Source organism: Actinacidiphila acidipaludis, from assembly GCF_019890725.1.
Taxonomy (GTDB): domain Bacteria; phylum Actinomycetota; class Actinomycetes; order Streptomycetales; family Streptomycetaceae; genus Actinacidiphila; species Actinacidiphila acidipaludis.
The window spans coordinates 91523-116494 of record NZ_JAINZZ010000022.1 but is presented as its reverse complement, the minus strand read 5'-3'; the positions used below and the strand labels follow the sequence as shown (position 1 = coordinate 116494).

The window sequence follows — 24972 nt, the reverse complement described above, 5'->3', positions numbered from 1 at the left end:
ACACCATGAGCGCCGGCATCGGCCACGGCGGCGCCGGCCGCTCCGCCTACCTCGCCTATCTCGTCCCAGGGATCCTGCTGCTCACCATCGGGGGGACCACGATCGGCAGCGCGATCTCGGTCTGCAACGACATGACCGAGGGCATCATCGCCCGCTTCCGCACCATGGCCATCCACCGCGGCTCGGTGCTCATCGGGCACGTCGTCGGCAGTGTGCTGCAGTGCATGCTGAGCGTCGTCCTCGTCGGGGCGGTCGGTGTGGCGATCGGGTTCCGGTCCACGGGAGCCGACGTGGCCGAATGGCTGCTGGCCCTGGGGCTGTTGACGCTCGTATCCCTGGCCCTGACCTGGATCGCGGTGGGCATGGGCCTGTCCAGCCCCAACGCCGAGGCGGCCAGCAACAACGCGCTGCCGCTGATGGTCCTGCCGCTCATCTCCAGCGCGTTCGTGCCGGTGCACGCCATGCCCGGCTGGTTCCAGCCCGTCGCGCAGTACCAGCCGTTCACACCCGCCATCGAGACACTGCGCGGGCTGCTGCTCGGCACACCCATCGGCCACAACGGCTGGCTCGCCGTGGCGTGGTGCGTCGCACTGGCCGTGCTCGGCTACACGTGGTCGACCTCGCGGTACAACCGGGACACGGCCTAGCTGTATTGATCACGAGCCGCGTCGAGCCGGGTGAACAGCGGGTTGCCAAGGCAACCGTCATGTCACCGCCCTGCACCGAGGCCTGGTCGTGCACCAGCGGGTGCCGTTCCCGCCGGGTCTGCTGGGCGTGTGGTGCTTGGTCACCGCGGCGGCGTGGTGGGCTGGGGTGCGCTCCTTCCGGCGCCTGCGTCGTCCGTTGCGGCTGCGGGTTGGCCCACCGCGCGGCGCGGCCGCAGCACCCGGACGAGCAGCACGAACGCCTCGGCCGCGCCCGCACGCGATCGCCGCGGTCACGATCGGCCCTCGCCCCGGTGCCACGGATGCCCGCCCCTGGCTGATCGTCTGGCCCGTCCCGGGCGCCGCGCTCGCCCGCCCGTGCACCGGTGTGGTCGACGGTCACCAGGCCCACGCCCTGCTCCGCCTCGACCGGCTCCCCGCAGGGCTCACCGAAGTCCCGTCAGCGGTGCGGAAATTCGCCGGGGAACGCTTCTCCTCCTGACCCGTTCGGCCCGCCGCCCCGAACTCGGTGCGGCCGGCACGTCAGCTCAGCGCCGCCACCGCCGTGGCGGCCAGCGCCGCTTCCGCCCGGTCCCAGGTCCAGTCACGGTCGACGACGAGGGCGCGCCAGGCGGCCGGTCCGAACCAGAACCAGAGCAGGTCGGCGGTCTCCTGGGCGGTGAAGGGGAGCGAGTCGCCGCGGAGCTCGAACAGGTGGCGGGCCACCGCGTCGAGCGCCTCGACGTACGCGGCCGTCGCCCGTTCCCACAGCGCCTCGCCGTTCTCGTGGACGGGGAGCGCCTTGCGGATGGCCTCGTGGGCGCAGAACTGCCGCTCGTTGCCCACCCGCGTGCCGTGGGCGAGGCCGCGCAGCACGGCCGCCGGCTCGTCCAGGGTCAGCAGGTGCGGCACGGCCTCGCGGTGTCCGGACTCCTCGACCGCGCGGTCGACGATCCGGTCCAGGATGTCGGACTTGCTCCCCACGCTCGCGAACACCGTCTTCGCCGAGACGCCGGCCTCGGCGGCGACGTCGGCCACGGTCACCCGGCCGTAGCCGCGCTCGGCGAACAGCACGGTGGCCCGCTCCAGGATCAGCTCGCGGGTGCGGGCCGCCGACTCCTGCCGGAGGGGCGAGACGTAGCTGCGCTTCGAGGTCACGCGGCCATCGTAACGACGATGCCCCCATGTACTATTCATTAGGTACACAATCACCTGAATTTTGGAGACCCCTCCCATCCGGTCTCCCCTCCCGAGGAAGCGCAGATGACCATGGAGTTGCCCGAGCTGGGCGAGGCGCTGTTCCGTGTGCTGGTCACCGGGGACGCGAAGCTGGCCGCCGAGGTCGTCCACCCGCGGAACACCAACCGCGAGGCCGCCGTCGCCCCGGCCGCCTGCGCCCTCCCCGGGCCCCGCGGCACCCTCGCCTCGGGCGCCTGGATGCGCGCCGCCTTCAGCGACCTGAGCTTTCCCGTCTCCCGGGTCCTGCACGAGGGGGATCGCGTCTGGGTCCGGCTGCGGATGCAGGGCACGCACACCGGTCCGTTCGTCCGGTACCGCGACGGCCGGCTCGACCAGGCCGTGCCGCCCACCGGTCGCAAGATCGACTTCGAGCAGGTGCACCTGCTCGACATCAGGGACGGCCAGGTCGTCCGCCACGAGGCCGTGCGCGACGACATCGGCATGCTCGGCCAGCTCGGCGTCTTCCCCCCGTCACCCGCCGTCGGCGCGCGGATGATGGCCTGGCGCCTTTCCGGCAAGGCGAGCCGTGCCGCCGCCGCGATCTCGGCGGAGGCCACGCGGGCCGCGAACTCCCTGCCCGGCGACTGACCGGGCCTCCCCGGCGAGCCCTCGCACACCGGCGTGCTCCGTGACGCTCGCGGGCCTCGTTCTGGTGAGTGATGCCGGGGATCGGTCCGGCCGGAAGCGGGCTCCCGGCCGGACCCCGGTCAGATCCAGTCCCGGCGCTTGAACGTCACGTAGAGCAGGACCAGCAGCACCACCATCACGATGGTGGAGGTCCAGAACCCGGAGTGGCCGCCGAAGCCCGGGTAGGGGACGTTCTGGCCGTAGAAGCCGGTGACGGCGGTGGGCACGGCGATGATCGCGGCCCAGCTGGTGACCTTCTTCATGATGAGGTTCATCCGGTTGCCCTGGACCGTCAGGTTGGTCTCCATGACGGTGGTGACCAGGTCGCGCAGCGACTCGGTCCACTCGGTGGCGCGCAGGACGTGGTCGTAGACGTCCTGGAAGTAGGGCATCATCGGCTCGCTGACCACGTGCAGGTCGCGCCGCAGCAGGGAGTTGACGACCTCCCGCATGGGCAGCACCACCCGCCGCAGCCGCACCAGGCTCTTGCGCAGTTCGAAGGAGCGGCGCTGCACGGCCTGGATCTCGTCGGGGCTGTCCTCGAAGAGGAGGTCCTCCAGCTGCTCGATCCGGTCGTCGAGGTCCTGGACGGCGCTGAAGTGCCCGTCGACGAGGTAGTCCAGCAGCCCGTGCACGAGAAACCCCACGCCGTGCCGGGCGAGTTCCGGCGCGTTGTCCCAGCGTTCGACCATGGGCTCGACGCGGCAGTGCCGGCCCTTGCGGACGGTGATCAGCGCGTTGGAGGTGATGAACGCGGACACCTCGCTGGTGCCGACCGCGCCGCTGTCCGCGTCCACCGTCACCGCGTAGGCGCTCAGGAACAAGTGTGTGCGGTAGGTGTCGAGTTTGGGGCGCTGGTGCTCGTGCCGCGCGTCCTCCACGGCCAGGGCGTGCAGTCCGAACTCCTCGGTGATCATGTCGAAGTCGCCGGAGGCCGGGTCGCACACGTCCAGCCAGATCATGCAGTCCGGGTCGTCCACGTACCGGGAGATGTCCCGGACGGGGAAGTCCTCCCGTTCCAGCGTGCCGTTGCGGTACAGGCGGGTGCGCGTCGTGTGCGAGGCGCCGGCGTCGCGGGCCTTCGCGTCCGGGCCGGCGTCGTTTCCGGTGACCGCTTCGGGGCGCTCCGTCTCGGTGGTGCGCGGGGTGCCGTTCACTCCAGCCGCCTCCGGTCCTCGTCACTCCACGCCCGGGTGTCCCGGGGCTCCACGTAGGGCTCCTTGCCCTTGGGGTATCCGCCGGCGATCGCTCGCTGCCGGGCCAGTTCCGCGTCCATCTCCAGGCCGAGCAGCAGTGCCAGGTTGGTGATCCACAGCCAGACCAGGAAGACGATGACCCCGGCCAGCGCGCCGTAGGTCTTGTTGTACGAGCTGAAGTTGGCGACGTAGAGGGCGAATCCCGCCGACGCGGCCATCCACAGCAGCAGCGCGGTCAGGCTGCCGGGGGTGACCCAGAGGAAGCCGCGGCCCTTGGCGTTGGGCGTGGCCCAGTACAGCAGCGCCGTCATCATGACCACCAGCAGCACCAGGACCGGCCACTTGGCGATCGACCACACCGTCTGCCCGGTGTCGCCCACGCCCAGCGCGGTGCCCGCCTGATGGGCCAGGCCACCGGTGAACACCACGATCAGCGATCCGATGACGGCCATCAGCATCAGCGCCACGGTGACGGCCAGCCGCACCGGCAGCACCTTCCACACCGGCCGGCCCTCGGGTATGTCGTAGACGGAGTTCGCCGCGCGGATGAACGCGCCCACGTAGCCCGACGCCGACCACACCGCGAGCAGGACGCCGACCACGGCGAGCACCGACCCGAGGCCGCCGCGGCCCTCGAGCTGGTGCACGGCCTGCGTGATGATGTCGCGCGCCGAACCGGGCGCCAGTTTCCTGATGTTGTTCAGCACCTTGTCGGTGGCGGACCGGCCGGCGATGCCCAGCAGGGAGACGAGCACCAGCAGCGCCGGGAACAGCGACAGCACGCTGTAGTAGGTCAAGGCCGCGGCCCGGTCGCCGAGTTCGTCCTTCTGGAACTCCTTGAGGGTGCCCTTGAGCACCGCCCGCCACGACTGCTTCGGCAGGTCCGTCGGGCCGTCCGGTTCCCGCCGCTCCACCTGCGCGTCCGGGCCGGCGGTGCCCGCACCTGAGCGCTGCCCGCCCGAAGTGTCCGTTGCGCGTCCTTTGCCGATCATGCCTTCTCGGCTGTCCCCGAATCGGCCCTTCATGCGGAGGCGGTGCCCGAGCGGAATGCCGGTCCCGGCAGGGCGGGAAGGGGAGCGGGCCGCGGACGGCTCGGAGGGCGGTCTCAGTGCCGTCTCAGCGCCGTCTCAGTGCCTTCGGGCGGGCCGCGCGCGGGCCCGGAAGGGCGCCCTCATCCGGCAGCGGTGCCGGACAGCGGGTCCTGCGCCGGGCCGGCGGCCGCCCGAGCGGAGGCGATCCGCGCCCGCAGCAGGGCGGTGCGCGTGCGGTCCGCCGGACTGAGCGGTCCGCCCTCCGCGGCGTGCGCGAGGTCCAGGGCGGCGTCGAGGCCGCCGGCCCGCATCGTGGTCTCGCCCGCGGCGAGCAGCCGCCGGGCCCGCCTGGCCGGGTCGACGGTCAGCCGGGCGCTGCGGGTGCGGAGGGCCGCCGCACCGGCGGTGCCGCCGTGGGACTCGGCCCGGTCGGCGCACTTCTGGAGTTCCGTGGCGAGCCGGTCGTCCAGGCCGACCGTCGCGTCCGCGAGGTGCCAGGCCCGCCGCTCGGGGTCATGTTCCGGGTCGGTGGCACCGGCGAGCGCCCGGTGTGCGGCTCGGCGCTGCGCGTACGGGGACACGCGGTGGACGGCCGAACGCACCAGCGGATGGCGGAAGGCGACGTGCTCGGCCAGTTCCAGCAGGCCGGCGGACGCGGCGGCGACCGCTGCCTCGGGCTCGACGCCCAGCGCCCCGGCCGCGTCCCACACCAGCTTCGGGTCGTCCCGCGCCTCCGCCGCGGCGACCAGCGTCAGCAGCCGGGAGTCCGCGGGCAGCTCCGCGAGCCGCCGGGCGTAGAGCCGCTCGATCCGGGCGGCCGGTGTATGGAGGACGGGCGCGTCGGGACCGTCCGCGAGCGGGACGTCCCGGGCCAGTTCGAGCAGCGCCAGGGGGTTGCCGCGGGCCTGGTGCAGGATCCGCCGCCGGGCCCGGCGGTGCGGGGTCGTGGCGGACGCCGCGTCGAGCAGGCGCTCCGCGTCCCCGGCGGCCAGCCCGCGGAGCCGGAGGCCGGGAAGGCCGTCCAGGGCGTGTTCGCCGTCGCGGGCGGCGAACAGCAGGGCGACCGGCCCGGCCCGCGCCTGGCCTGCCACGACGGTGAGGGCCCGCAGGGACGCGCTGTCGATCCAGGGAGCGTCGTCGATGAGGCACACGCGCACGCCCGCCTCCGTCAGCAGGTCCCGCACGGCGAGTCCGACGGCGTGGCTGCCGGGCGGCGGACCGGCGGTGAGCCCGAGCGCCGCACCGAGCGCGTCATGCCGCGGCCCGGGTGGGCGTCCGCCGGCCAGCAGCGGTGTGCAGAGGCGGCGGAGGCCTGACCAGGCGAGCTCCTCTTCCGACTCCACGCCCGAGACCCGGGCGACCCGCGTGCCGGGAGCCTGCCGCGCCGCGTGGTCCAGCAGCGCCGTCTTGCCGATCCCGGCCTCGCCGCGCACGACCAGCGCACCGCCGTGGCCCGCGCGGACGACGTCCAGCAGGTCGGCGACGGCGCGGCACTCCTTCTGCCGGCCCAGCACAGCCCGCGGCTCCCTTCGCCGTCCCTACCAGCGACGTTAGCGCCCGGTGCCGCCCGCGGCCAGCGGGCGGCCGCGGGCACGGGCGCCCCGGCGAGGGGCGGTGGGTCCGGGCGAACCGGCGGGTGAAGCGGGCCACCGCGACGTCGTCCGGCCGCCGTGCGGGCCGCGTCCGGGCGGGAGAACGTGCAGCGGGACGGGAAAGGAGGTGTGATGAAGACCGGGAGCGCGCGGGGGTGAGGAGGACCCATGCAGACCGACTTCGACGTCGTGGTGCTGGGATCCGGGCCGGGCGGCTACGTGGCCGCGGTCCGGGCCGCCCAGCTGGGCCTGCGCACCGCCATCGTGGAGGGCCGCTACTGGGGCGGCGTCTGCCTGAACATCGGCTGCATCCCGGCCAAGGCGCTGCTGCGCAACGCCGAGGTCGCCCGGCTGATCACGGAGGACGCGGAGAAGTTCGGCGTCAGGATCAGCGGGGACGTGTCGCTGGACTACCGCAGCGCCTACGAGCGCAGCCGGACGGTCGCCGACGGCCGCTCGAAGGGCGTCGGCTACCTGATGCGCAAGAACGGCATCACGCAGTTCGAGGGGCAGGGCCTCTTCATCGACCCCCACACCCTTCAGGTGCGTATGCGCGATGGCGAGGAGACGCTCTCCTTCGGCTCGTGCGTCATCGCGACCGGCGCGACCGTCAAGCTGCTCCCGGGCACCACGCTCGGCCCGCGCGTCGTCACCTACGAGGAGCTGATCCTGTCCGACACCCTCCCGGGAAGCCTGGTCATCGCCGGTGCGGGCGCCATCGGCGTCGAGTTCGCGACCCTGCTGCGCGCCTACGGCGTGGACGTGACCCTGGTGGAGTTCCTCGACCGGATCGCGCCGCTGGAGGACGAGGAGGTCTCGGCCGAACTCGCCCGGCGCTTCGGGCGGCAGGGCATCCGCATCCTCACCTCGACCGCCGTGCAGGCGATCGACGAGACCGCGGACGGCGTCCGCGTGCTGGTGCGGCAGGGCGGCGAGGAGCGGGTGCTGGAGGCGGACATGGTCCTGCAGGCCACCGGCTTCCAGCCGCGGACGGCCGGTTACGGCCTGCACGCCGCCGGTGTGGCGCTCACCGAGCGCGGCGCGATCGACGTGGACGGGTACTGCCGCACCAGCCGGCCCCACATCTTCGCGATCGGCGACGTGACCGCGAAGCTGATGCTGGCGCACACCGCCGAGGCGATGGGCATCATCGCCGCCGAGACCATCGCCGGCGCCGAGACGATGGAGCTGGACTACCGCATGGTCCCCCGCGCCACCTTCTGCCAGCCGCAGATCGCCAGCTTCGGCTGGACCGAGGCGCAGGCGCGGGCCGAGGGCTTCGACGTCCGGGTGGCCAAGTTCCCGTTCACCGCCAACGCCAAGGCGCACGGGTTCGGCGACACCGTGGGGTTCGTGAAACTGGTGGGCGACGCGCGGTACGGCGAACTGCTCGGCGCCCACCTGATCGGTCCCGACGTCACCGAACTGCTTCCCGAGCTGACGCTGGCACAGAAGTGGGATCTCACGGCGGCCGAGCTCGCCCGGAACGTCCACGCCCATCCCACGCTGAGCGAGGCGGTGCAGGACGCCCTGCACGGCCTCGCCGGCCACATGATCAATCTCTGACGGCAATCTCTGACACAGGGGGTTTCTCCATGTCCGTGCACCGCGTTGGACTGGTCGTCCACCAGGGCCGCTCGCCTTCCGTGGACGCCGCCCGGTCCGTCCACGCCTGGTGCCAGGCCCACGGCGTCGTGTGCACCGAGATCGACGTCTGGTCGGAGGACCACGAGCGCCGCTCCGGCCGGGCCGAGGCCCACGCGGCCGGGGACCCGGATCTCGTCGTCACCCTGGGCGGGGACGGCACGTTCCTGCGGGGCGCCCGGATCGCGGTGAAGACCGGCGCGAGCGTGCTCGGCGTGGACCTGGGAAAGGTCGGCTTCCTCACCGAGGTCGCCGCCCAGGACGTGATCGCCGCGCTGGACGCCGTGAATGACGGCCACGCCCTCGTCGAGGAACGCATGACGCTGACCATGCGGGCGTCCCGGCAGCCGGAGACGCCCGCGGAGGCGGAGGAGATGCTCTGTTACGGACGCGGCCCGGCGCTGCCGCCGCCGCGGGTGCGGCCGGTGGAGACGCCGCCCGACGGCTGGGGTGTGGCGCTGGACGTCAACGCGCTCAACGACGTCGTGGTGGAGAAGCTGGCCCGCGACCACCAGGTCAGCGCGGGGGTCTACATCGCCGGGCGGCTGCTGGCCTCGTACTCCGCCGACGCGCTCGCGGTGGCCACCCCCACGGGCTCCACGGCCTACTGCTTCGCGGCCGGCGGCCCGGTGCTGTCGCCGCACATGGACGCCGTCGTGTTCACGCCGATCGCGCCGCACATGACCTTCAACCGCACGGTGGTAGCCGCCCCGGACGAGCCGGTCGCGCTGCGTATCCTGCCGCACTCGGGCCGGGCCGCGGTGAGCATCGACGGCCGGCTGCGCGGAGTGCTCGACCCCGGCGACTGGATCGGCGTCTACCGGGCGCCGCAGCGGGTGCGGCTGATCCGTCTGCGCCCGACCGACTTCTACGGGCGTCTGCGGGACCGGTTCCGGCTGACCGACGCGCCCGCGACGGCGGGCGACGGGCAGTCGGCGCCCTTCTTCCGCCCGGACGCCCCGGTGCCCCCGGACCTGGCCGGTCTGCGCATGCCGCCTCCCGCGGCCGCCCGCTGAGGGCGGGCCGTCAGGTCTCCTCCGCGGTCTCCAGCGCGGTGGCGGCCTGCTCGGCGGTCATCGGCAGGCGGACCTGGAAGCGGGTGTCGCCCGGCACCGACACCAGGCGCAGGTCCCCGCGGTGGCGGACGACGACGATGCGCCGGCAGATGTCCAGGCCCAGGCCGGTCCCCTCGCCGACCGGACGGGTGGTGAAGAACGGGTCGAACACCCGGTCCCGCACGCCGGCGGGCACCCCGGGACCGGTGTCGCGGAACTCCACGAGCAGCCGGTCCCCGTCGCGGGCGGTGCGCACGGTGAGCGTGCCGCCGGAGCCGGTGCTGTGCATGGCCCAGGCCGCGTTGTCGATGAGGTTGGACCAGACCTGGTTCAGCTCCGCGGGGAAGCCGGGGACGCTGGGCAGTGTCCCGTCGTACTGGCGGACCACGGTGATGTCCGGCCCGAGCTTCGCCCGGAACAGCAGCAGCGTGCTGTCGAGCAGTTCGTGGACGTCCGCGCTCTGGTAGGGGGCCCGGTCGAGCTGCGCGTACTGCTTGGCAGCCCCCACGAAGGCCGAGACGCGCTGCACGGCCTGCTCGATGTCGTCGATGGCCCGGTCCTGGAGGTCGCCCAGACGCTCCAGGTCCGGGCCGCCGCCCGGCGGATCGGCGGCGACGGCTCCGAAGGCGTGGCGCACCCGGGCGGTGCGCTGCCGCAGGTCGGCGGCGGCGCGCACGGCGGCCGCCGCGGGCCGGTCGAGCTCGTCGGTGAGCCCGTCCGTGACCGAGCCCAGCGCCTGCAGCCGCTCCCGCTGCCCGACGGCCTCCTCGGTGCTCCTGATGCCGAAGAACAGGCCCTCGAGCAGATGTGCGGCCATCGGGAACCAGGCCCGCACCACGGTCGCGAAGGCCGCCGCGGGCAGCACGAAGAACCGCGAACGCTCCGTGACCCGCATCGAGTTGTTGTAGACCTGCGGAACCTGGTCGCCGAGGTAGGCCTGGAACGCACCGGCGTAGACGCCCGGGGCGCAGGAGCGGGTGACGTCCACGTCCTGGCCGGCGACCAGCCGCGAGAGCACCAGCGTCCCCTCGAACAGGACGTAGAAGTCCTCGGCGGGCTCGCCCTCGCGGTACACCGGTCCGGTGTCGTACCACTCGACGCGTCCGTTCCGGCACAGCCGGGTGAGTTGTTCGGGGGTCAGCTTCTCGAACAGGAACAGCTCGCGCAGTTCCTCCTCGTGGCACCGGGCCGATCCGGCGCTCATGACGGTCATGCTTCACACCACCCGGGGCGGTCGCGGGGTCCTGGTCAGTCGGCGGGGACGCGGATGCGGAGAGTGGCGGTGCCGCGCAGGTCCAGCCAGGCGTCCTCGGGGGTGCGGACCAGCCGTAGCACGACCTGGTCGCACCGGGGGCAGCGGGCGACGAGCCCGGGGGCGCGGCCGTACAGGCGCAGCCCCGCCAGGGGGCCTTCCGCGCCGCAGCCGGTGCAGTGCGTGGCGGCCGTGGTGAGGTCCACGGCGAAGACGTCGGAGAGCGGGCCGGCGAGGGCGTTGCCGTCGAGGTAGGCCGGCTGCTGCGCGGGCCTGCCGCCTGCGGTGGGAGCGGACATCTCAGCCTCCAGTGGGACCGAAGCGTTCGGTGCGGATGCGTTCGGGGGCGTGGCCGAGGCCGACGAGCAGGCCCGCGGCGTGTTCCACGAAACCGGTAGGGCCGCAGACGTAGCAGGTCGGCGCCCGGTCCGCGGGCCAGCCGTGGGCGACCAGGTCCTCGGCCCGCAGCCGGGAGGGCGCGCGCTCAGCGCCCTCCGGGGCGCTGCGGGTGTAGAGCACGGCCGTCTCGGTCCCGGCGCCGTCCAGCAGTTCGGGCACGAACAGCCGGTCGGCCGGGGTGCGCACGGAGTAGATCAGGCGGAACGGCGCCTGGCTGTTCTCCGCCCGGCGGGTGCGGACCATCGACATCAGCGGGACGAGCCCGACGCCTCCGCCGACCAGCAGCACGGGCTCGGTGGCATCGGGCGTCCACACGAACCAGCCGCCGACCGGCCCGCGGACTTCCACCTGGTCGCCGACGGCCATGTCGGTCACGAGGTACGGCGACACCTCGCCGTCCTCGACCTGCTGCACGGTCAGCTCGATGCGCTCGGTGCCGGGCGCCGACGCCAGGGAGTATCCGCGCTGGGTGCTGTAGCCGTCCTCGGCCGTGAGGCGCACGTCCACGTGCTGGCCGGGCAGGTGCCCGGGCCAGCCGGGGACGTCGAGCACGAGCGTGCGGGCGCCGGCCGTCTCGTCGCGGCGCCCGGCCAGTGTGGCCACCCGCCAGCGGAGACGTTCGCCTAGTCGCCCCGGTAGCGCTGTTCTCGCCATGGGTCCCCGTAGGAGTGGTAGCCGGCGCCTTCCCAGAAGCCGGGCCGGTCCTCGGTGAGCAGTTCGATCCCGCGGACCCATTTCGCGGACTTCCACAGGTACAGGTGCGGGACCAGCAGGCGCGCGGGGCCGCCGTGTTCGGGGCTCAGATCGGAGCCGTCGTAGCGGTGGACCACCCACGCCCTGCCGTGCCGCAGGTCCTCGAGCGGGAGGTTGGTGGTGTACCCGCCGTAGCTGTGCACCAGGGCGTACGAGGCCTGCGTGTCCACGTCCTCCAGCAGCCGGTCCAGGGAGACGCCCTCCCAGTGGGTGTCGAACTTGGACCATTTGGTGACGCAGTGCAGGTCCACGGTGGGCTGCTCGGAGGGCAGGGCCATCAGGTCCGCCCAGCTCCAGCGGTGCCGTGCTCCGGACTCCGAGACGACCGTGAACTCCCAGTCGTCGGTGCGGACCATCGGTGTCGGGCCGGCGGAGAGGACGGGGAAGTCGCGGACCTCGTACTGCCCGGGCGGCAGCCGGTCCTGGTCCGGCCGGCGCCGGCCGTGGAAGCCACGAGAAATGACAGGCATCCGATAGTCGCCTCCTTCTCTCCGAACCGATTCTTCACCCCCGTCCCGGTCTGTGCGCGTCGGCGAGGGCGGGGCGGGGGCGGAGCGGGATCGGGCGCGGAACCGGCCGAGGGCGGGTGGGCGCCGGAGGACGGCCCTACCGGACGGCCATGGTGCGCTGCCGCACGAACAGCGCCGTCGGCACCGCCATGACGATCAGCACGATCCCCCCGACGACGAGACCGAGGTGCACGGCGTCGGTGAACGCTCCCGGCACCGCGGTCCCGAGGACGCGGGCCAGGCCGGGCGGCAGGCCCCCGGCGGCGGCGCCGTGCGAGGCGCCGGCCACGACCTGGCCGGCCTGCGGGCCGGGTACGCCGGCGGTGACCAGCCGGTCGTGCAGGTTGTGGGCGAAGTGGCTGGTCACGAGGGTGCCCAGCACGCTGGGCCCGAGGACGCTGCCGAGCTGGCGGAGCATGTTGACCGACGCGGCGGCCATGCCGGCCTGCAGCGGCGGGACGCTGTTGACGGCGGCGGCCGTGGAGGGGGCGGTCAGCAGACCGGACCCCAGGCCCGCCACCAGCAGCCCGGGCCAGGTGGACGCGTAGCCGCCCGACGGTCCGGTGGCGAGCAGGATCAGCGCCCCGGACCCCATCAGCACCAGGCCCGCGGAAAGTGTGGCGGCGAAGCCGAAGCGGCGCAGCAGCCGGGACGCCAGGGCGCTGACGAGGATGAACGTGGCGAACAGCGGCAGCATCCGCACGCCCACGCTCAGCGGACTGAACCGCCCGACGCGTTCCATGTACAGCACCGCGAGCAGGGAGATGCCGACGAACCCGAACATCGTGGTGGCCGCGACCGCCATCACGGCGGAGAACGAGGCGTTGCGGAACAGCCTGAGATCGAGCATCGGGTCGTGGTGTCGCAGCTCGACCCGGACGAAGAGCGCGACGGAGACGGCGAGGACCACGTAGGCGACGACGATCGGGGTCTTGGTGTAGCCGCTGGCACCGCCCTGGATGATCGCGTACGTGCCGGCGGCCGTGGCGACCGTGCCCAGAATCAGTCCGGCCACGTCCAGCCGGCGTGTGGGGTGCCTGGACTCGGAGACGAAGAACGGCGCCAGCACCAGCGCCAGGGCCCCGATCCCCAGGTTGATCAGGAAGATCGCGTGCCAGGAGAAGTGCTCCAGCAGGGCGCCGGCGCCCATGGGTCCGATCGCCAGCCCCAGGCCCGAGCACGCCGCCCAGATGCTGATGGCGGCGGTGCGCTCCTGCGGGTCGGTGAAGGTCGCGCCGACGATCGCCAGGCTGGACGGCAGCAGCGCCGCACCGCCCGCGCCCATCACCGCCTGTGCGGCGATCAGCGACCCGGGGCTGCCCGCGAAGAAGGCGAGCAGGCTGCCGGCGACGAAGACGGCGGCGCCCAGCAGGAACACCAGCCGGCGGCCCACCCGGTCGCCCAGGGTTCCGGCCGTCATGACGAGGCTGACCACCGCGAGGCTGTAGGCGCTGGTGATCCACACCAGCGTGCTCGACGCGGCGTGCAGGTCGGCCTGGATGGCGCCCAGGGCCGTGATCGTGGAGGAGACGTCGACCAGGGCCATCATCACGCCGAGACACACGACCAGCAGGCCGATCCACCGGCGGCGGCCGTCCGGCGCCTCGGAGAGGCCGGCGCCTGCGGGCGCGACGGTCCTTCCGCGTTCGACGGACGGCGGAAACGCCCGCGTCTGCTGACTTTCGATTTCCATAGCTAGGACGCTAACACCTGACTTTGGTAAACGCGAGCCAGGTGCGCGGGCTCCTCCGCACGTCCCAACTGCCGTCCGGGGGCGGGCAGAACGAAGCCCCCGGCGCGGTGCGGGGGCTTCGGTTCATGCGCGAGCGCCCCGCCGATCAGCTCCACCGCGGCCTTGGACGCCGAGTACAGGCCCGACGACGGCCACGCGCCGTGCCGGTGCTGTCCGCGTGGGCGGGTGATCAGGCCCACGCGGGGACGGTCAGGACGCCGGAGCCGGAGAGGAGGCCGGAGCCGGAGAGGAGGCGTCCCGGGGCGTGAGGATCAGGCCGGGGCCCTCCTCCGCGACGGTCTCGCCCTGCCGGACCTCGTGCCCGTCGGCGCAGCGCACCGACACCTGGAGCCGCGCGCCGCAGTCCTTGTGGGTGGCGATCCACGGCGGCCCCTGCTCGTCGGCGGCCCAGGTGTCGCCCCACTGGCGGAGGGCCACGATCACCGGGAGGAAGTCCCTGCCCTTGTCGGTGAGCCTGTACTCGTACCGCGTCCGCTGACCCGGCTCCCGGTAGGGAACCTTCTCCAGCAGCCCGGCGGCCGTCAGCTCCTTCAGGCGGCCCGCGGCCACGGCCTCGCCGATGCCGACCCGCTCGGCGAAGTCCTGGAACCGGCGCGTACCGAGAAACGCCTCACGCATGATGAGCAGCGCCGACCGTGTGCCCACCACTTCGAGGGCGCGGGCCACCGAGCAATTCGCCATCGACCACGCGTCGCGCTCCTTCAACAGATCCACCATGTCTTCGAGCGTACGCTGACTTCTACGATCCGTGGCCAGCCCTCGGCAGCCATCGCGCTCCCGTGGCCCCGGGGCTCACCTCCGCGTCACACGGGAGCGGAGTTCTCCAGGATCGTCCGGCGGATCTCCTCGCAGGTGGCCCTCAGCAGACGCGACACGTGCATCTGCGACAGGCCCAGCGCGTCGGCGATCTCGCGCTGCTTCATGTCCCGGAAGAACCGCAGGAACAGCACGGCGGCCTCGCGGTCCGGCAGCGCCCGGAGCTGGGGTTTGGTGGCCTCCCGGTCGATCACGGCGTCGAGCGCGGGGTCGGACGCGCCGGTGGTCTCCGCGATGGTCTGCTCGCGGCCGCCGCCGGCGGGCGCGTCGAGCGACAGGGGGGTGTAACTGGTCATCGCGCACAGGGCGGTGTGCACGTCCGCCTCCGGCAGGCCCGTGCGGGCGGCGAGGTCCGACGCCGCCGGAGTGCCCTTCGACACGCCGGTCTCCATCTGCTGGATCGCGGTGCGCACCTTGGCCCGCTTCTCCTTCACCGACCGCGGCACGTGCACGGCCCAGGTGTAGTCGCGGAAGTGTCGTTTCAGCTCGCCGTCGATGGTCGGGACGGCGTAGGTGGCGAAGGCGTGGCCGTAACCCGGGTCGAATCCGTCGACGGCCTTGATCAGGCCGAGCGCCGCCACCTGCTCGAGGTCCTCGGCGAACTCACCCCGATCACGGTAACGGCGTGCCAGCCGCCGGGCCATCGGCATCCAGGCCATGACCAGCTCCTGCCGCAGCGCCTCGCGTTCGGCACCGCGGCTCGCGGCCATGCGGCGGAAGAGGTCGTCCGCTCCGGCGGGCTCGTCATGAGCGCCGGGACCGTGCCCGGGGGATGCGTGGCGGGTGTCGGATGCGGCCGTTCGCGCTGAGGCCATACGTGCTCACTCCACGGAAACTCACTGTGGAGGGGGCCGCGCGCCGACGGCGGAGAGCCCGGGCGCAGTCCCCCGGGCGAGACGGTGACGTCCGCCCTGAAGGGGTGCCTCAGGTCCCGAGCACATACTGCGCATGTCCCGTGGATCACCCGTCAAACCCCCTGTTCCACGCTTCACACCCGTACGGCGCCGCGGGCCTGCTCGGTGCAGGTCAGCCCGGTCAGCCGGCCCGGCCGCGACGGCGTTCCGGCGGCCGGAGCGGGGGCGCGTCACCATGTGGCGATCTTGTGACGGAAGCGCGTGGCGGGCATCGGGGCGGGTAGGAGAGCCATAGCCTCTGGGTGACGCCTGCCGTGTTCGGCGTGCGCGAGCCCGGGCCAGACGGTGGAGCCCTCGTATGACGGGTACGGAAACGCTGCCCACTCCCTCAGGCGCAGGAAGAGTGGTGCGCATGCATGGACACATCGTGCGGCTGCCGGCCGGTGCCGGCTGGCTGTGGCTGTTGCGGGCGGAACAGATTCTCGACCGGCCGTCCCTGGCTCCGGAGGGCTGGCAACTGCCCGAACCGTCGGACGACTGCAGTGGCGTCGTCATGGACCTGTCGCCGACCCTCCTTCTGTCGGCCGCGGTCGCCGGGCTGGTGGTGGACTACGCGGCGGGCCTCGAGACCAGGGGCGTCCCGATGTGGCTGGCAGGGGCGTCACCCACCGTCGAGGGCGTCCTGCGGCGGGTCGACGCCGCCGGCCTGCTGGGGCCCGACCGGCGGCTCCGGCTGGTGCCCTCGGCCGAGGTCGCGGTCGCCGAGGTGACGTCCCGCGCAGCGGGCGACGCGACGGCGAGCCCGGATGCGAAGGCCATCGAACCACCGCGGCCGGTGAGCGAGCGGGAGGTGCGGGACCTGCGCAGGCGAGCCCGCGGCTGGCCGGTGATCGCTCAGGCCCAGGGCCTCGTCCAGGGGCGGTACGGGGTGAGTTCGCAGGACGCGCTGGCGCTGCTCAAGGAGACGTCCAAGCGTCACAACATCAAGCTCCGGTCGCTGGCCGCGGCGGCGACCTCCGTGACGGCGCCGCAGCCCAGCGCGCATGAGTGGTTCCCGCTGCGTGCCCGCCGCCCGGCGCCACCGCTCCCCTTCCTCCTCGGGGGCCCGTCCGCCGCCAAGGCGAACCCGACCGAGGTGACGGAGGCGCTGCTGCGCACGGCCCTGGAGACCGCCCGGTCCGACATGGGCAACGTCCAGCTCGTCGACCCCACGACCGGGGATCTGTGGATCGCCGCACAACGCGGCCACACTGTCGACTTTCTGGACTTCTTCGACAACGTGCCGACCGGCGGCCCCGCCGGCACGGGCTCCGCCTCCTCCGTCGGCCCGCCGCCGGGTTCCGCCTCGCGCCTGGCCGCCCAGCGGCGACTGCCGGTGACCGTCCTGGACGTGACCACCGATCCCGCCTTCGACGCCGACGCCCGCGCGGCGATGCTGGAGTCCGGCTGCCGGGCCTGCCACAGCGTCCCGGTGATGGCGCCCGGCGACCAGCTGCTGGGCGTGGTCTCGGTGCACTACCGCCGCCGTCAGTCGATCGACCGGGTGCTCAGCGGCGGGCGCGCACGCGCGCTGCAGGTGAGTGCCGAGCAGGCCGGCGCCTGGCTGTACTGGCACCGCCGCACCATCGTGCTGGACGCCCTCGAGGACCTGCACGACCGTGCCCGCGGACAGCTCGGGGCGTCCCTCTGATCCTCCGGCCCCAGGCCGCCCGCCCCGACTCCCCCGGCCTTTCACGGGCGGCCGGCGCGTTTCACAGCCCGGCGGCCGCGCTGTCCCGGAACTGCCGCCAGGCGGCCGCGCGCACCTCGGGGTCGAGCAGGACGTCGGCGGCCGTGCGGGCCAGCGCCTCGGCGGCGGCGAGCATCACGGTGCGCCCGCGCGGCGAGGCCGCTGCCGCCGCGAACTCGGGGGTGTGGTCGGAGCCGCCGTCCATGATCGACACGAACGGGTGAACGGCGGGGACCCGGTGGCTGACGTTGCCGATGTCGGACGAGCCCAGATACACCCCCGGAACGGGGTCTCCCAGATGGATCCCCGCGGGCGCGAGATAGCCGGTGAACCGGGCGGACAGCACATCGCTGTCGCGGAAGTGCTCGTAGCCCGTGCCCACCGGGGTGACGTCGACGGTGGTTCCGGTCGCACGGGCGATGCCGTCGGCGCACGTGCCGAGCAGTGTCTCGAGTTCGCGGCGCGCGGTGGTGGTCGCGCCGCGCAGCCCGAACAGCCCTTCGGCATGGTCCGGAACGATGTTGGTGGCCTTGCCGCCGTCGGTGACGATGCCCTGGACGTGGGAGCCGGGCGGGAGCCGCCGGCCGAGCCCCGACAGGGTGTTGAAGAACTCGATCAGCGCCGCGAGGGCGTCGATACCCTCGGTGGGGTTGCCTGTCGGGTGCGCGGCCCTGCCGGAGAAAGCCACACGGAGCTGGGCGGATGCCGTCAGCGGGGCCTGCGCCCAGTCGTACACACCGGGGTGGAACATCAGCGCCGCGTCCACCTCGTCGAACAGTCCCGCCTCGACGGCGATCACCTTCCCGCCACCGCTCTCCTCCGCCGGGGTGCCGACGGCCATGATCGTCCCGGCACCGTCCGGGACGACGGCTCGCAGCGCGAGGGCCGCGCCCAGTCCCGCGGCGGCGATCAGATTGTGGCCGCAGGCGTGCCCGATCTCCGGCAGGGCGTCGTACTCCAGCAGCAGCGCGGCCGTCGGGGCGGACCCGGTTCCGGCGCGGGCGCGAAAGGCGGTGGGGAGGCCGGCGACCGCCGTCTCGACCTCGAAGCCGTTCGCCCTCAACTCCTCGGTGAGCAGCGCCGCGGCGCGCTCCTCCTGGAACGCCGTCTCGGGGTCGCGGTGCAGCGCCAGCGCCACCTGCCACAGCCGATCGGCCCGGGCGGCGATCTCCTGGCGGATCCGGTCCTGGAGGGTGTCACGCGCGTGGACGGTCACGCCCCGCGCCTTCCACGGCAGCGCCGCCTCACACATGACGCGCGGGAATCAGGGTCAGCGGTCGGCGGGGGTTGCTGCCGTCCCCCGGTCCCATCATGCGCGGGCCCGTCCGCGGGTCACGGTGCGGACGGCGCGCCGCCTTCGCCCGCGGTGCCCTCGTCTCCGGGCGTGCCGCCGTACCGGGCGACGAGTTCGGCGCTGACGTCGGACAGCCCGACCCCCCGCTCCTGAGCCGTCTCCATCAGCACTTCGAGCGCCTCGCGGTGCGTGGTGCCGCGCTCGGCCATGACGATGCCGGCGGCCTGGCCGACGAGGGTCCGGGACGCCAGGCGCTCCCGCATGCGCGGCAGCGCGGTCTGCGAGTCCGCCATCGCCTGCGCCAGGGCCACGGCCCCGGTCGCCTCGGCGGCCAGCGACCGCAGGAAAGGCAGGTCCGCGGTGGCGAATCCGTCGGACCGGGACGAGTAGAGGTTCAGGGCGCCGGCGGTTCCGGCCCACGCCGCGATGGGTACGGACAGCGAGGACAGGGTTCCGTGGGCGACCGCGAAGGCGCCGTAGGCACCCCAGCGGCGCTCGGCGATCATGTCGGGAACACTGACCTCGCGGCCGGTGCGCAGCGCCTCCAGGCAGGGTCCCGCGTCCTGGCCGTACTGCTTCTCGTCCAGCCGCGTGGCGCTGTCCCCCGTGCTGGCGACCGTCAGCGGCTGTCCACGGCGCTCGAGAGTCACCCCGCAACCGTCGCAGTCCGGGGTGTACTCCATGGCGCGGTCCGCGAGCGCCCGGAGGAACTTCTCCAGGGTCCGCGTCGCGACCACCAGCGCGATCAGATCGTGCCGGTACGGCCCGTGCATGTCGCTCATCATGAGCCCCCGGGCGGGCTCACACCCACGTGGCGACCGCTACGCGTCACGGAGGAGTCGGGGGCTTCTCGGCGCCGGACCCCACGGTCCGCCGCTCGGCTCCCACCCGCCACCGGTTAGTGGTACCAGGACCCTTCTTCCTCCACTCTTTCACCATGCGGCCCACCCCACAACAGCCGTCAGTCCGCCAGGTCGGAGGGCGTCACCGCGGCGACCACGTCGTGCGGATCGAGCACCCTGCCGACCAGCGCATACGCCGTCTCGACGGGGCCGCGCCCGGACCGCCGCCCGTACGCCTGCAGGGTCCGGGCCGCGGCGAGCACGTCGAGACCGCCGGCCTCGGCGACCATGCCCTCGGCGGTCTCCAGGGCGGACTTCGCGGAGATCACCGACTGCACCCGGGTGAGGATGTCCTGGGATCGGACGGGCGAGGAGCGCCAGACCGTCATCGCCACCGCCGCGACGCCGGCGAGAGACTGGGCGAGCTTCAGGTCGTCGTCGCTCAGGGGGCCCGCGCCCAGCAGGTTCAGCGCGCCGACGTCCTGCGCGTTCACCCGGACCGGGACGCCGTAGGCGCTGGAGAACCCCGCCTGGCGCGCGGCGTCGGCGTACTTCGGCCAGCGTCCGCGCTCCACGACGAGGTCGGGCGCCGCCACCAGGTCGCCGGTCGCCCACGCGTCGGCGCACGGCCCTTCGCCGTTCTGCAGCTGAAGGATCTCCAGCAGCTCCGCGCGGTCGTCCGAGGTGGCCACCGTCCGCAGCCGGCCGCGGACGCTCCTCATCATCAGACCCGCGGCCTCCGCGGCGGTCAGCGCGAGGCACTGGCCCAGCAGTCGGTCGGCGAGCACCAGGGGATCCACGCCCTGGCCGAACGGGTCCGCGACCTGGACGAACGCCTCTGCCACCTTGGACTGGCGGTTCACTCCTGCCTCACAGTTCCCCTCGTCGGCGCGCGCCTGTTCCCGCTCAGTCATCGAACCGCACCTCGCCCGCGAGTACGCCGAGCGCCACGTCGCTCACCGTCCGGCCCTCGGCGAAAGCGTACGCGCGCAACCGCGCCAGCGCGTGCTGAGCATCCACTCCGAGCTGCACCATCACCATCCCGGTCGCACGGTTGATCTCCTCGCGGTCGTCCTCCGCGGCGTCCAGCCAGGAGGCAAAGCCGTCGTCGTCCTCCGCCGCAGCGGACTCGACCCGCGTCAGCGCGTAGGTGATCGCGTCGCTGGCGGGGAAGGCCAGGGCCTGGTCCCGCCCGCTGAGCGGGCCGGGTTCCCTGCGGTACAGGTCGAGGGTGCCGACCGCGACGGCGTCGGTGCCCAGCGGCAGCGAGAACACGGCCCGCACACCGAGTTCCACGGCCCGTTCGGCGAACACCGGCCAGCGCTCGGCGTCGGGAGCGGCGGAGAGGTCGGACGCCATCACCGGCGCGACGAGCTCGATGGCCCGGCGGCAGGGGCCGTCGCCGAGGGAGTACTGGGTCTCGGCCAGCCGGCCCGCGGTCTCGTCGCTGGACCACCACAAGATGCCCGCCGCGCCGTCGGACAGCGACACCGAGGCTCCGGTCACGTCGAGTATCTCCACACAGGCACGGCAGAGCAGCTCGGGGACGGCCACCGGATCGGCGCCCGCCACGGCCTCGGCCAGCGCACGCCCGAAGCGCTTGCGGTCCTCGGGGTCGAGCCGGTCGCTGGGCCGGCCACCGCCGCCCCCGGGACGTCCGGGTTCCACCTGTGCGCACCTCCACGAATAACGCCGGGAGAACATCATCGGTCATCCGGGCCGCCACCGCCCGGACCTACTCCTATCGAAGCAACGTCGGTTCTACTGCCATCGGAGCAGCGCCCCCAGGCCGCGGGGCAGCTCGCCCCGCGCGGGCTGCCCCGCCCCGACCGAGGCGGCGGCCGCGGCGCCCGGCCCATGCCTGCCCACGCCGGGTCCGGGAGATCCCGGGAATCCGGTCGGTCCGGGGGCGATCACGTTCCCGGAGCCGAGAACGGCCACGTCCGCGCCGGTGGCGACGGCCGCGCGCACCAGGGCGTCACCGGCCGGGGCCGAGACCGGGGCGTCGGCGGTGCGCCTGGCGGACAGGCGGTCGGCGTCCTCGCCGACCCAGACCTCCTCCTTCACGTCGCTGTCGCCCGGCCGCAGCAGGAGCGTGCCGATGCGGTGCTGCTGCGCCGCGTCGACGAGTTGCAGCAGTCCGACGGCGGTCGCCTCGCCCCCGCCGGCCAGGAACCGGTCGAGGACCTGCCGGTCGCGTCGGTGGGCGAACTCGTCGCGCGCGAGGGCGACATCGGCGTCCAGCCGGTCGGAGGACGCGCCCGCGGCCCGGCCGCCGTGGTCGCTGATCGCGGTGTGGTCCCTGAGCCGGTCCGGCAGCCGGTTGAACACCTCGCGCCGCTCGTGCGGATCGCCGGCCAGCACCACGAGGTCCGGGCCGTCGTGATCGGCGGCATCGGTCAGGCTCTCGGCGATCGTCCCGGCGTTGTGCTCCCAGGTGTTCTCCACCTTGAGCTGGAAGTGCCGCTCGGACCAGTCCGCGGACGCGGTGCGGTGGACGGGGTGCCGGCTGCCTTCCGCGCCGCCGGCCGGCCGGGCCTCGCCTCCGCCGAGGAGCTCGAAGTCCGCGCCCGTGCGGTCGATCCGGGCAACCAGGCAGCTCACCTCGGAGGCGTAGGCGTCGGCCAGCGGTACGACGTGCGGCAGGGCCGTCCAACGCGCCACGGGCTGCGGCAGTGCGCGGGGCAGCGGCCGCCGCAGGACCACACGGCCGTGTGCGGCGAAGACCGCGGTGCCGTGCGGGGCGTCCGCCGGGGCGACGCCGCCGAGCACCTCCCGCACCGCCTCCACGGTGTCGGGGTCCGCACCCTGCTCGGTGAGGGCACGGCACAGGCCGCGCACCGTGAGCTCGCGCACCTCGGCGCCGAACGCGTCGGTCGTGGGCGGCGTGGTGCAGAGGCTCGCCCACGGCCCGGGTTCGTCGTAGAGGGGCCGGAGAAAGTCCATGTGCATGTCGGTCGTCCTCCTCGGCGGTGACGGTGTCCCCGGGCGGGGCCGCGGCCTCCGCCCGCCCAGGTGCCCTCGGGTACCCGATCGGTACGACGCGACACAGGCCGTACGGGTGGGGTTTCGGCGGAAAAGCAGAAAGGGGAAAGCGGAAAGCGGTCGGGGAGGCGCACCGGCGACGGTGACCGGCACGGCGCCGTCCGTCCGGAACGGCACTCCCGGACGCGCGCGCGTCCCGGGGAACGCCGTTCGCCTGACGTGCGGCCCGAGGTGTCCGGGGCGACGGCGCGCGGTGACGGCCGTCGGGGCGGACCGCTCGCGATGACGGACGGCGGCAGGTTCCGCCGGCCCGGGGTGCCCCTCCGCCCGCCGCTCGGGGCCCACGCCGCAGGGCCGCGTCATGTCCTGACGTCGTCCCAGCGTTCTCCGGTCGCGACAGCCGGCGAGCGCGTCAGGCCCGCGACCCCGATCGCCATCAAGCAGGCGCCGAGCAGCTCGGGCAGCAGCCGCCAGCCCGTCGCGATGTCCTCCCCGAACAGCAGCACGCCGAGGGCGACGCTGATCAGGGCGTCGCCGAGGGTGAGGGCGGGCTGTGAGACGGCGAGCGTCCCGGCCCTGAGGGTCCACTGGAGCAGCAGCACCGCCGTCAGTCCGACGGCCGCCGCGGCATACGTCTGCCAGGTCGTCAGCACCCCCATCGCCCCGTCGGGGAAGCGCACGGTCACCTCTTTGATGAGGGCCGCGGTGGCGGCGAAGCAGACCGAGGTGGCGCTGCCGAGCGCGGCGGCCCGCAGCGGGCCGCCGGTGTGTGCGGCGATCCCGAGCAGGAAGCCGAGCGCGGCCACCAGCACCGCGCCGACGGCCAGCCAGCGTTCCCGGTCGGCGGTCTCCCCGCCGCCCGACGGGTCTGCCGCCGCCAGGAAGAGCGCCAGACCGGCGGCGAGCACCGCGAACGACGACCAGGTGCCGGCGTCGGGCCGGCGATGGAAGACCACCGCGCCGATGAGCAGCGTGAACAGCAGTTCGCTGGCGAGCAGCGGCTGGACGACGGACAGCTCCCCCACGTCGAGGGCGATCACCTGGCAGACCGCGGACAGCGCCATCGCTCCGGCCCCGGCCCACCACTGGGGCTGCGAGAGCAGGAACGCCGCCCTGGCCCACGCGGCGGCCGGGCCGCGACCGGAGGACGTGGCCGGTTCCACGGCGGCACGCCGCTGCAGCACCGACGTGGCGGCGTTGAAGGCGGCCGACAACAGGGCCATGACGACGGTGAGCACGGTGATGGGGGGCCTGGCTTCGCGCTAGTGCCCGGCGGGCGGGGCCGGGAGTGCGGAACGGGGTCGAGCGTGGTCGGAAAGGGGCGGGTCGGGACGGGCCGGCGGGGTGGCGTCGGACAGTTGGCCGGGGAAGCCGGAGAAAACGGCGGAAGGACAGAAAGGAGAAAAAGCCACGAAAGGACCAGCACACAAATATCCGCGTCACCGCCGCGTAAACCTCCCGGCGCTGTTTGTCCCGCTCACCCGGGTGGTTCACGCGCGTGACGGTTTCCGGGCGCGCCCGGCCGGTTACCCGTCTTCCGTCGGCAGAAGGTCGGCAGAAGGGGGACGGTGTGCCGCGTACATGCCCTCAGGACGAGAAGCAGGCGCTCGGCGTCCCCTCGCAGGCCGCGGACGTCCTGCTCCGGCGGCCGCGGTGAGCCGCCTGCTGGTACTGAGCGCCAGCATGGGCTCGGGCCACGACGCGGTGGCCGGCGAACTCGGGCGCAGGCTGCACGACGCGGGCCACCAGGCCGTACAGCTCGACGTCCTGGACATGCTGCCCGCCCGGATCGGGCCGCTGCTGCGGGCGTTCTACCGCTCGACCGTCCGGCACACGCCCTTCGTCTACGCCGCGATCTACGCGGTCTTCTTCCGCAACGGCAGCGGCCCGCGGCCCGGCAGTTCGCCGCTCGCCGTACTCGCCGAGGACCGGCTGCGTCAGGAGGTGACGCGCACGCGGGCCGACGCGGTCGTCGCCGTCTTCCATCTCGCCGCCCAGCTCACCGGACGGATGCGGGCCACCGGCGGGCTGCGCGTGCCGAGCGCCGTCGTCGTCACGGATTTCGTGGCGCACCGCCAGTGGCTGCACCCGGGCAACGACCTCAATCTGTGCCTGACACCGGCCATCGCCCGCGAGATGCGGCAGACGCTCCGGCGCCCGGCCGTCGCCTGCGGCCCGCTGCTGCCCCACCGCTTCCGCCCGCACCCGCCCGGGGAGGAGCGGTGGCGCCGGTCGCTGGCGACGGCGGACGGACGGCCCGCTGTCCTGCTGTCCGCCGGCGCCTGGGGCGTCGGCAGTCGTCTGGCCGAGACCGCACACCTGCTGTCCGCGGCCGGCTACCTGCCCGTGGTGCTGTGCGGCCAGGACCGGCGCCTCGCGGCGCGGCTGGCACGGGAGCCCGGGGTACGCGCGCTGGGGTGGGTCGACGACATGCCGGGACTGATCGCCGCCTGCGCCGCCCTGATCGACAACGCGGCGGGCCAGACGGCACTCGAGGCACTCGCCGTGGGCACCCCGGTGGTGGGCTACCGGCCGATCCCCGGTCACGGCGCCGAGGGCGTCCGCAGCATGGCCGCACACGGCCTGAGCCACTATGCGGCCGACCCCTGGCAACTCCTGCAGCGCCTCGACCAGCTGACGATCCGCCGGCCGGCGGCGGACGGCGCACCCGGGGGAAACCGTCTCGTCCCCGGCGACGTGGTCGGCCCGCTGGCCGGGCTGGTGTCCGCACAGGGGCACTGAGCCCGCGGCTTCGGGC

General features: G+C 73.7%; 23 protein-coding genes. 6 read left to right on the top strand and 17 right to left on the bottom strand.

What is annotated here, in order from left to right; genetic code table 11:
- Window positions 1-647, top strand: a 647-nt coding sequence (locus K7862_RS19065) for an ABC transporter permease (RefSeq protein ID WP_222964010.1), incomplete at its 5' end; no start/stop codon positions are given.
- Window positions 648-1187: 540 nt separating this feature from the next.
- Here K7862_RS19065 and K7862_RS19060 read toward each other — a convergent pair.
- Window positions 1188-1802 (bottom strand): TetR/AcrR family transcriptional regulator, encoded by a 615-nt coding sequence (locus K7862_RS19060; protein WP_308012066.1) that lies wholly within the window; start codon window positions 1800-1802, stop codon window positions 1188-1190.
- Between the two features lie 105 nt (window positions 1803-1907).
- Between K7862_RS19060 and K7862_RS19055 the strand changes: the two genes are divergently transcribed.
- The gene (locus K7862_RS19055; protein ID WP_222964006.1) at window positions 1908-2471 is read left to right on the top strand and encodes an ester cyclase; all 564 of its coding nucleotides are present in this window, start codon (window positions 1908-1910) and stop codon (window positions 2469-2471) included.
- Between the two features lie 119 nt (window positions 2472-2590).
- On the opposite strand, the gene K7862_RS19050 is transcribed toward K7862_RS19055, so the two are convergent.
- The 3 genes from K7862_RS19050 to K7862_RS19040 all read right to left on the bottom strand — a co-directional run bounded on the left by K7862_RS19050 (window position 2591) and on the right by K7862_RS19040 (window position 6251).
- The gene (locus K7862_RS19050) at window positions 2591-3667 is read right to left on the bottom strand and encodes a magnesium transporter CorA family protein (RefSeq protein WP_308012065.1); all 1077 of its coding nucleotides are present in this window, start codon (window positions 3665-3667) and stop codon (window positions 2591-2593) included.
- Window positions 3664-4698 (bottom strand): YihY/virulence factor BrkB family protein, encoded by a 1035-nt coding sequence (locus tag K7862_RS19045; RefSeq protein WP_222964004.1) that lies wholly within the window; start codon window positions 4696-4698, stop codon window positions 3664-3666. The genes K7862_RS19050 and K7862_RS19045 overlap by 4 nt, the downstream gene beginning before the upstream one ends.
- Before the next feature lie 179 nt (window positions 4699-4877).
- Complete coding sequence (locus K7862_RS19040) at window positions 4878-6251, bottom strand: AAA family ATPase (RefSeq protein WP_222964002.1); 1374 nt, start codon at window positions 6249-6251, stop codon at window positions 4878-4880.
- Window positions 6252-6497: 246 nt separating this feature from the next.
- On the opposite strand from K7862_RS19040, the gene lpdA reads away from it, so the two are divergent.
- The gene (gene lpdA, locus K7862_RS19035; RefSeq protein WP_222964000.1) at window positions 6498-7895 is read left to right on the top strand and encodes a dihydrolipoyl dehydrogenase; all 1398 of its coding nucleotides are present in this window, start codon (window positions 6498-6500) and stop codon (window positions 7893-7895) included.
- A 29-nt stretch (window positions 7896-7924) separates the two neighbouring features.
- Complete coding sequence (locus tag K7862_RS19030; protein WP_222963997.1) at window positions 7925-8989, top strand: NAD(+)/NADH kinase; 1065 nt, start codon at window positions 7925-7927, stop codon at window positions 8987-8989.
- Window positions 8990-8999: 10 nt separating this feature from the next.
- Here the strand turns inward: K7862_RS19030 and K7862_RS19025 are convergent, their stop codons facing one another.
- From K7862_RS19025 to K7862_RS18995, 7 genes are all read right to left on the bottom strand, one after another.
- Window positions 9000-10232, bottom strand: coding sequence for an ATP-binding protein (locus K7862_RS19025; RefSeq protein WP_222963995.1), 1233 nt, complete (start codon window positions 10230-10232; stop codon window positions 9000-9002).
- 44 nt (window positions 10233-10276) lie between these two features.
- Entirely contained in the window at window positions 10277-10579 is a 303-nt protein-coding gene (locus K7862_RS19020) for a DUF6510 family protein (protein WP_222963993.1), read from the bottom strand.
- A gap of 1 nt (window position 10580) precedes the next feature.
- Window positions 10581-11333, bottom strand: a complete 753-nt coding sequence (locus K7862_RS19015) for an FAD-binding oxidoreductase (protein WP_222963991.1) — start codon at window positions 11331-11333, stop codon at window positions 10581-10583.
- The gene (locus tag K7862_RS19010) at window positions 11303-11902 is read right to left on the bottom strand and encodes a sulfite oxidase-like oxidoreductase (protein ID WP_222963988.1); all 600 of its coding nucleotides are present in this window, start codon (window positions 11900-11902) and stop codon (window positions 11303-11305) included. The genes K7862_RS19015 and K7862_RS19010 overlap by 31 nt, the downstream gene beginning before the upstream one ends.
- 136 nt (window positions 11903-12038) lie before the next feature.
- Window positions 12039-13634 (bottom strand): MFS transporter, encoded by a 1596-nt coding sequence (locus K7862_RS19005; protein WP_222963986.1) that lies wholly within the window; start codon window positions 13632-13634, stop codon window positions 12039-12041.
- A 249-nt stretch (window positions 13635-13883) separates the two neighbouring features.
- A complete protein-coding gene (locus K7862_RS19000; protein ID WP_222963984.1) occupies window positions 13884-14411 on the bottom strand; it encodes a winged helix-turn-helix transcriptional regulator in 528 nt (175 codons plus the stop codon).
- Between the two features lie 86 nt (window positions 14412-14497).
- Window positions 14498-15325, bottom strand: a complete 828-nt coding sequence (locus K7862_RS18995) for a SigB/SigF/SigG family RNA polymerase sigma factor (RefSeq protein ID WP_222963982.1) — start codon at window positions 15323-15325, stop codon at window positions 14498-14500.
- Window positions 15326-15776: 451 nt separating this feature from the next.
- Between K7862_RS18995 and K7862_RS18990 the strand changes: the two genes are divergently transcribed.
- Complete coding sequence (locus K7862_RS18990) at window positions 15777-17054, top strand: ANTAR domain-containing protein (RefSeq protein WP_222963980.1); 1278 nt, start codon at window positions 15777-15779, stop codon at window positions 17052-17054.
- 61 nt (window positions 17055-17115) lie between these two features.
- Here K7862_RS18990 and K7862_RS18985 read toward each other — a convergent pair whose 3' ends face one another.
- From K7862_RS18985 to K7862_RS18960, 6 genes are all read right to left on the bottom strand, one after another.
- Entirely contained in the window at window positions 17116-18345 is a 1230-nt protein-coding gene (locus tag K7862_RS18985) for an amidohydrolase (protein ID WP_222963978.1), read from the bottom strand.
- Window positions 18346-18425: 80 nt separating this feature from the next.
- Window positions 18426-19160: a GAF and ANTAR domain-containing protein gene (locus K7862_RS18980; RefSeq protein WP_372461589.1), complete on the bottom strand. Its 735-nt coding sequence runs from the start codon at window positions 19158-19160 to the stop codon at window positions 18426-18428.
- A gap of 188 nt (window positions 19161-19348) precedes the next feature.
- Entirely contained in the window at window positions 19349-20143 is a 795-nt protein-coding gene (locus K7862_RS18975; RefSeq protein WP_222963974.1) for a GAF domain-containing protein, read from the bottom strand.
- Window positions 20136-20897, bottom strand: coding sequence for a GAF and ANTAR domain-containing protein (locus K7862_RS18970; protein ID WP_222963972.1), 762 nt, complete (start codon window positions 20895-20897; stop codon window positions 20136-20138). The genes K7862_RS18975 and K7862_RS18970 overlap by 8 nt, the downstream gene beginning before the upstream one ends.
- Before the next feature lie 93 nt (window positions 20898-20990).
- Window positions 20991-22181, bottom strand: coding sequence for a baeRF2 domain-containing protein (locus K7862_RS18965; protein ID WP_222963970.1), 1191 nt, complete (start codon window positions 22179-22181; stop codon window positions 20991-20993).
- Between the two features lie 392 nt (window positions 22182-22573).
- Window positions 22574-23437, bottom strand: coding sequence for a DMT family transporter (locus K7862_RS18960; RefSeq protein ID WP_262413417.1), 864 nt, complete (start codon window positions 23435-23437; stop codon window positions 22574-22576).
- A gap of 460 nt (window positions 23438-23897) precedes the next feature.
- Here K7862_RS18960 and K7862_RS18955 point away from each other — a divergent pair, with 460 nt between their 5' ends.
- Window positions 23898-24956 (top strand): MGDG synthase family glycosyltransferase, encoded by a 1059-nt coding sequence (locus K7862_RS18955; RefSeq protein ID WP_262413430.1) that lies wholly within the window; start codon window positions 23898-23900, stop codon window positions 24954-24956.
- Window positions 24957-24972 lie beyond the last annotated feature (16 nt).

Bases quoted from the DNA above. Each gene is read 5' to 3' on its own strand.
- K7862_RS18965 (WP_222963970.1), bottom strand. From the start codon at position 22,181: ATGCACATGGACTTTCTCCGGCCCCTCTACGACGAACCCGGGCCGTGG.
- K7862_RS19010 (WP_222963988.1), bottom strand. From the start codon at position 11,902: ATGCCTGTCATTTCTCGTGGCTTCCACGGCCGGCGCCGGCCGGACCAG.
- K7862_RS18955 (WP_262413430.1), top strand. From the start codon at position 23,898: ATGGGCTCGGGCCACGACGCGGTGGCCGGCGAACTCGGGCGCAGGCTG.
- K7862_RS18995 (WP_222963982.1), bottom strand. From the start codon at position 15,325: ATGGCCTCAGCGCGAACGGCCGCATCCGACACCCGCCACGCATCCCCC.
- K7862_RS19025 (WP_222963995.1), bottom strand. From the start codon at position 10,232: ATGAGCGCCGGATCGGCCCGGTGCCACGAGGAGGAACTGCGCGAGCTG.
- K7862_RS19000 (WP_222963984.1), bottom strand. From the start codon at position 14,411: ATGGTGGATCTGTTGAAGGAGCGCGACGCGTGGTCGATGGCGAATTGC.
- K7862_RS18980 (WP_372461589.1), bottom strand. From the start codon at position 19,160: ATGCACGGGCCGTACCGGCACGATCTGATCGCGCTGGTGGTCGCGACG.
- K7862_RS19030 (WP_222963997.1), top strand. From the start codon at position 7,925: ATGTCCGTGCACCGCGTTGGACTGGTCGTCCACCAGGGCCGCTCGCCT.
- K7862_RS18990 (WP_222963980.1), top strand. From the start codon at position 15,777: ATGCATGGACACATCGTGCGGCTGCCGGCCGGTGCCGGCTGGCTGTGG.
- K7862_RS18975 (WP_222963974.1), bottom strand. From the start codon at position 20,143: ATGACTGAGCGGGAACAGGCGCGCGCCGACGAGGGGAACTGTGAGGCA.
- K7862_RS19005 (WP_222963986.1), bottom strand. From the start codon at position 13,634: ATGGAAATCGAAAGTCAGCAGACGCGGGCGTTTCCGCCGTCCGTCGAA.
- K7862_RS19055 (WP_222964006.1), top strand. From the start codon at position 1,908: ATGACCATGGAGTTGCCCGAGCTGGGCGAGGCGCTGTTCCGTGTGCTG.
- K7862_RS19015 (WP_222963991.1), bottom strand. From the start codon at position 11,333: ATGGCGAGAACAGCGCTACCGGGGCGACTAGGCGAACGTCTCCGCTGG.
- lpdA (WP_222964000.1), top strand. From the start codon at position 6,498: ATGCAGACCGACTTCGACGTCGTGGTGCTGGGATCCGGGCCGGGCGGC.
- K7862_RS18960 (WP_262413417.1), bottom strand. From the start codon at position 23,437: ATGGCCCTGTTGTCGGCCGCCTTCAACGCCGCCACGTCGGTGCTGCAG.
- K7862_RS19045 (WP_222964004.1), bottom strand. From the start codon at position 4,698: ATGATCGGCAAAGGACGCGCAACGGACACTTCGGGCGGGCAGCGCTCA.
- K7862_RS18985 (WP_222963978.1), bottom strand. From the start codon at position 18,345: ATGTGTGAGGCGGCGCTGCCGTGGAAGGCGCGGGGCGTGACCGTCCAC.
- K7862_RS19020 (WP_222963993.1), bottom strand. From the start codon at position 10,579: ATGTCCGCTCCCACCGCAGGCGGCAGGCCCGCGCAGCAGCCGGCCTAC.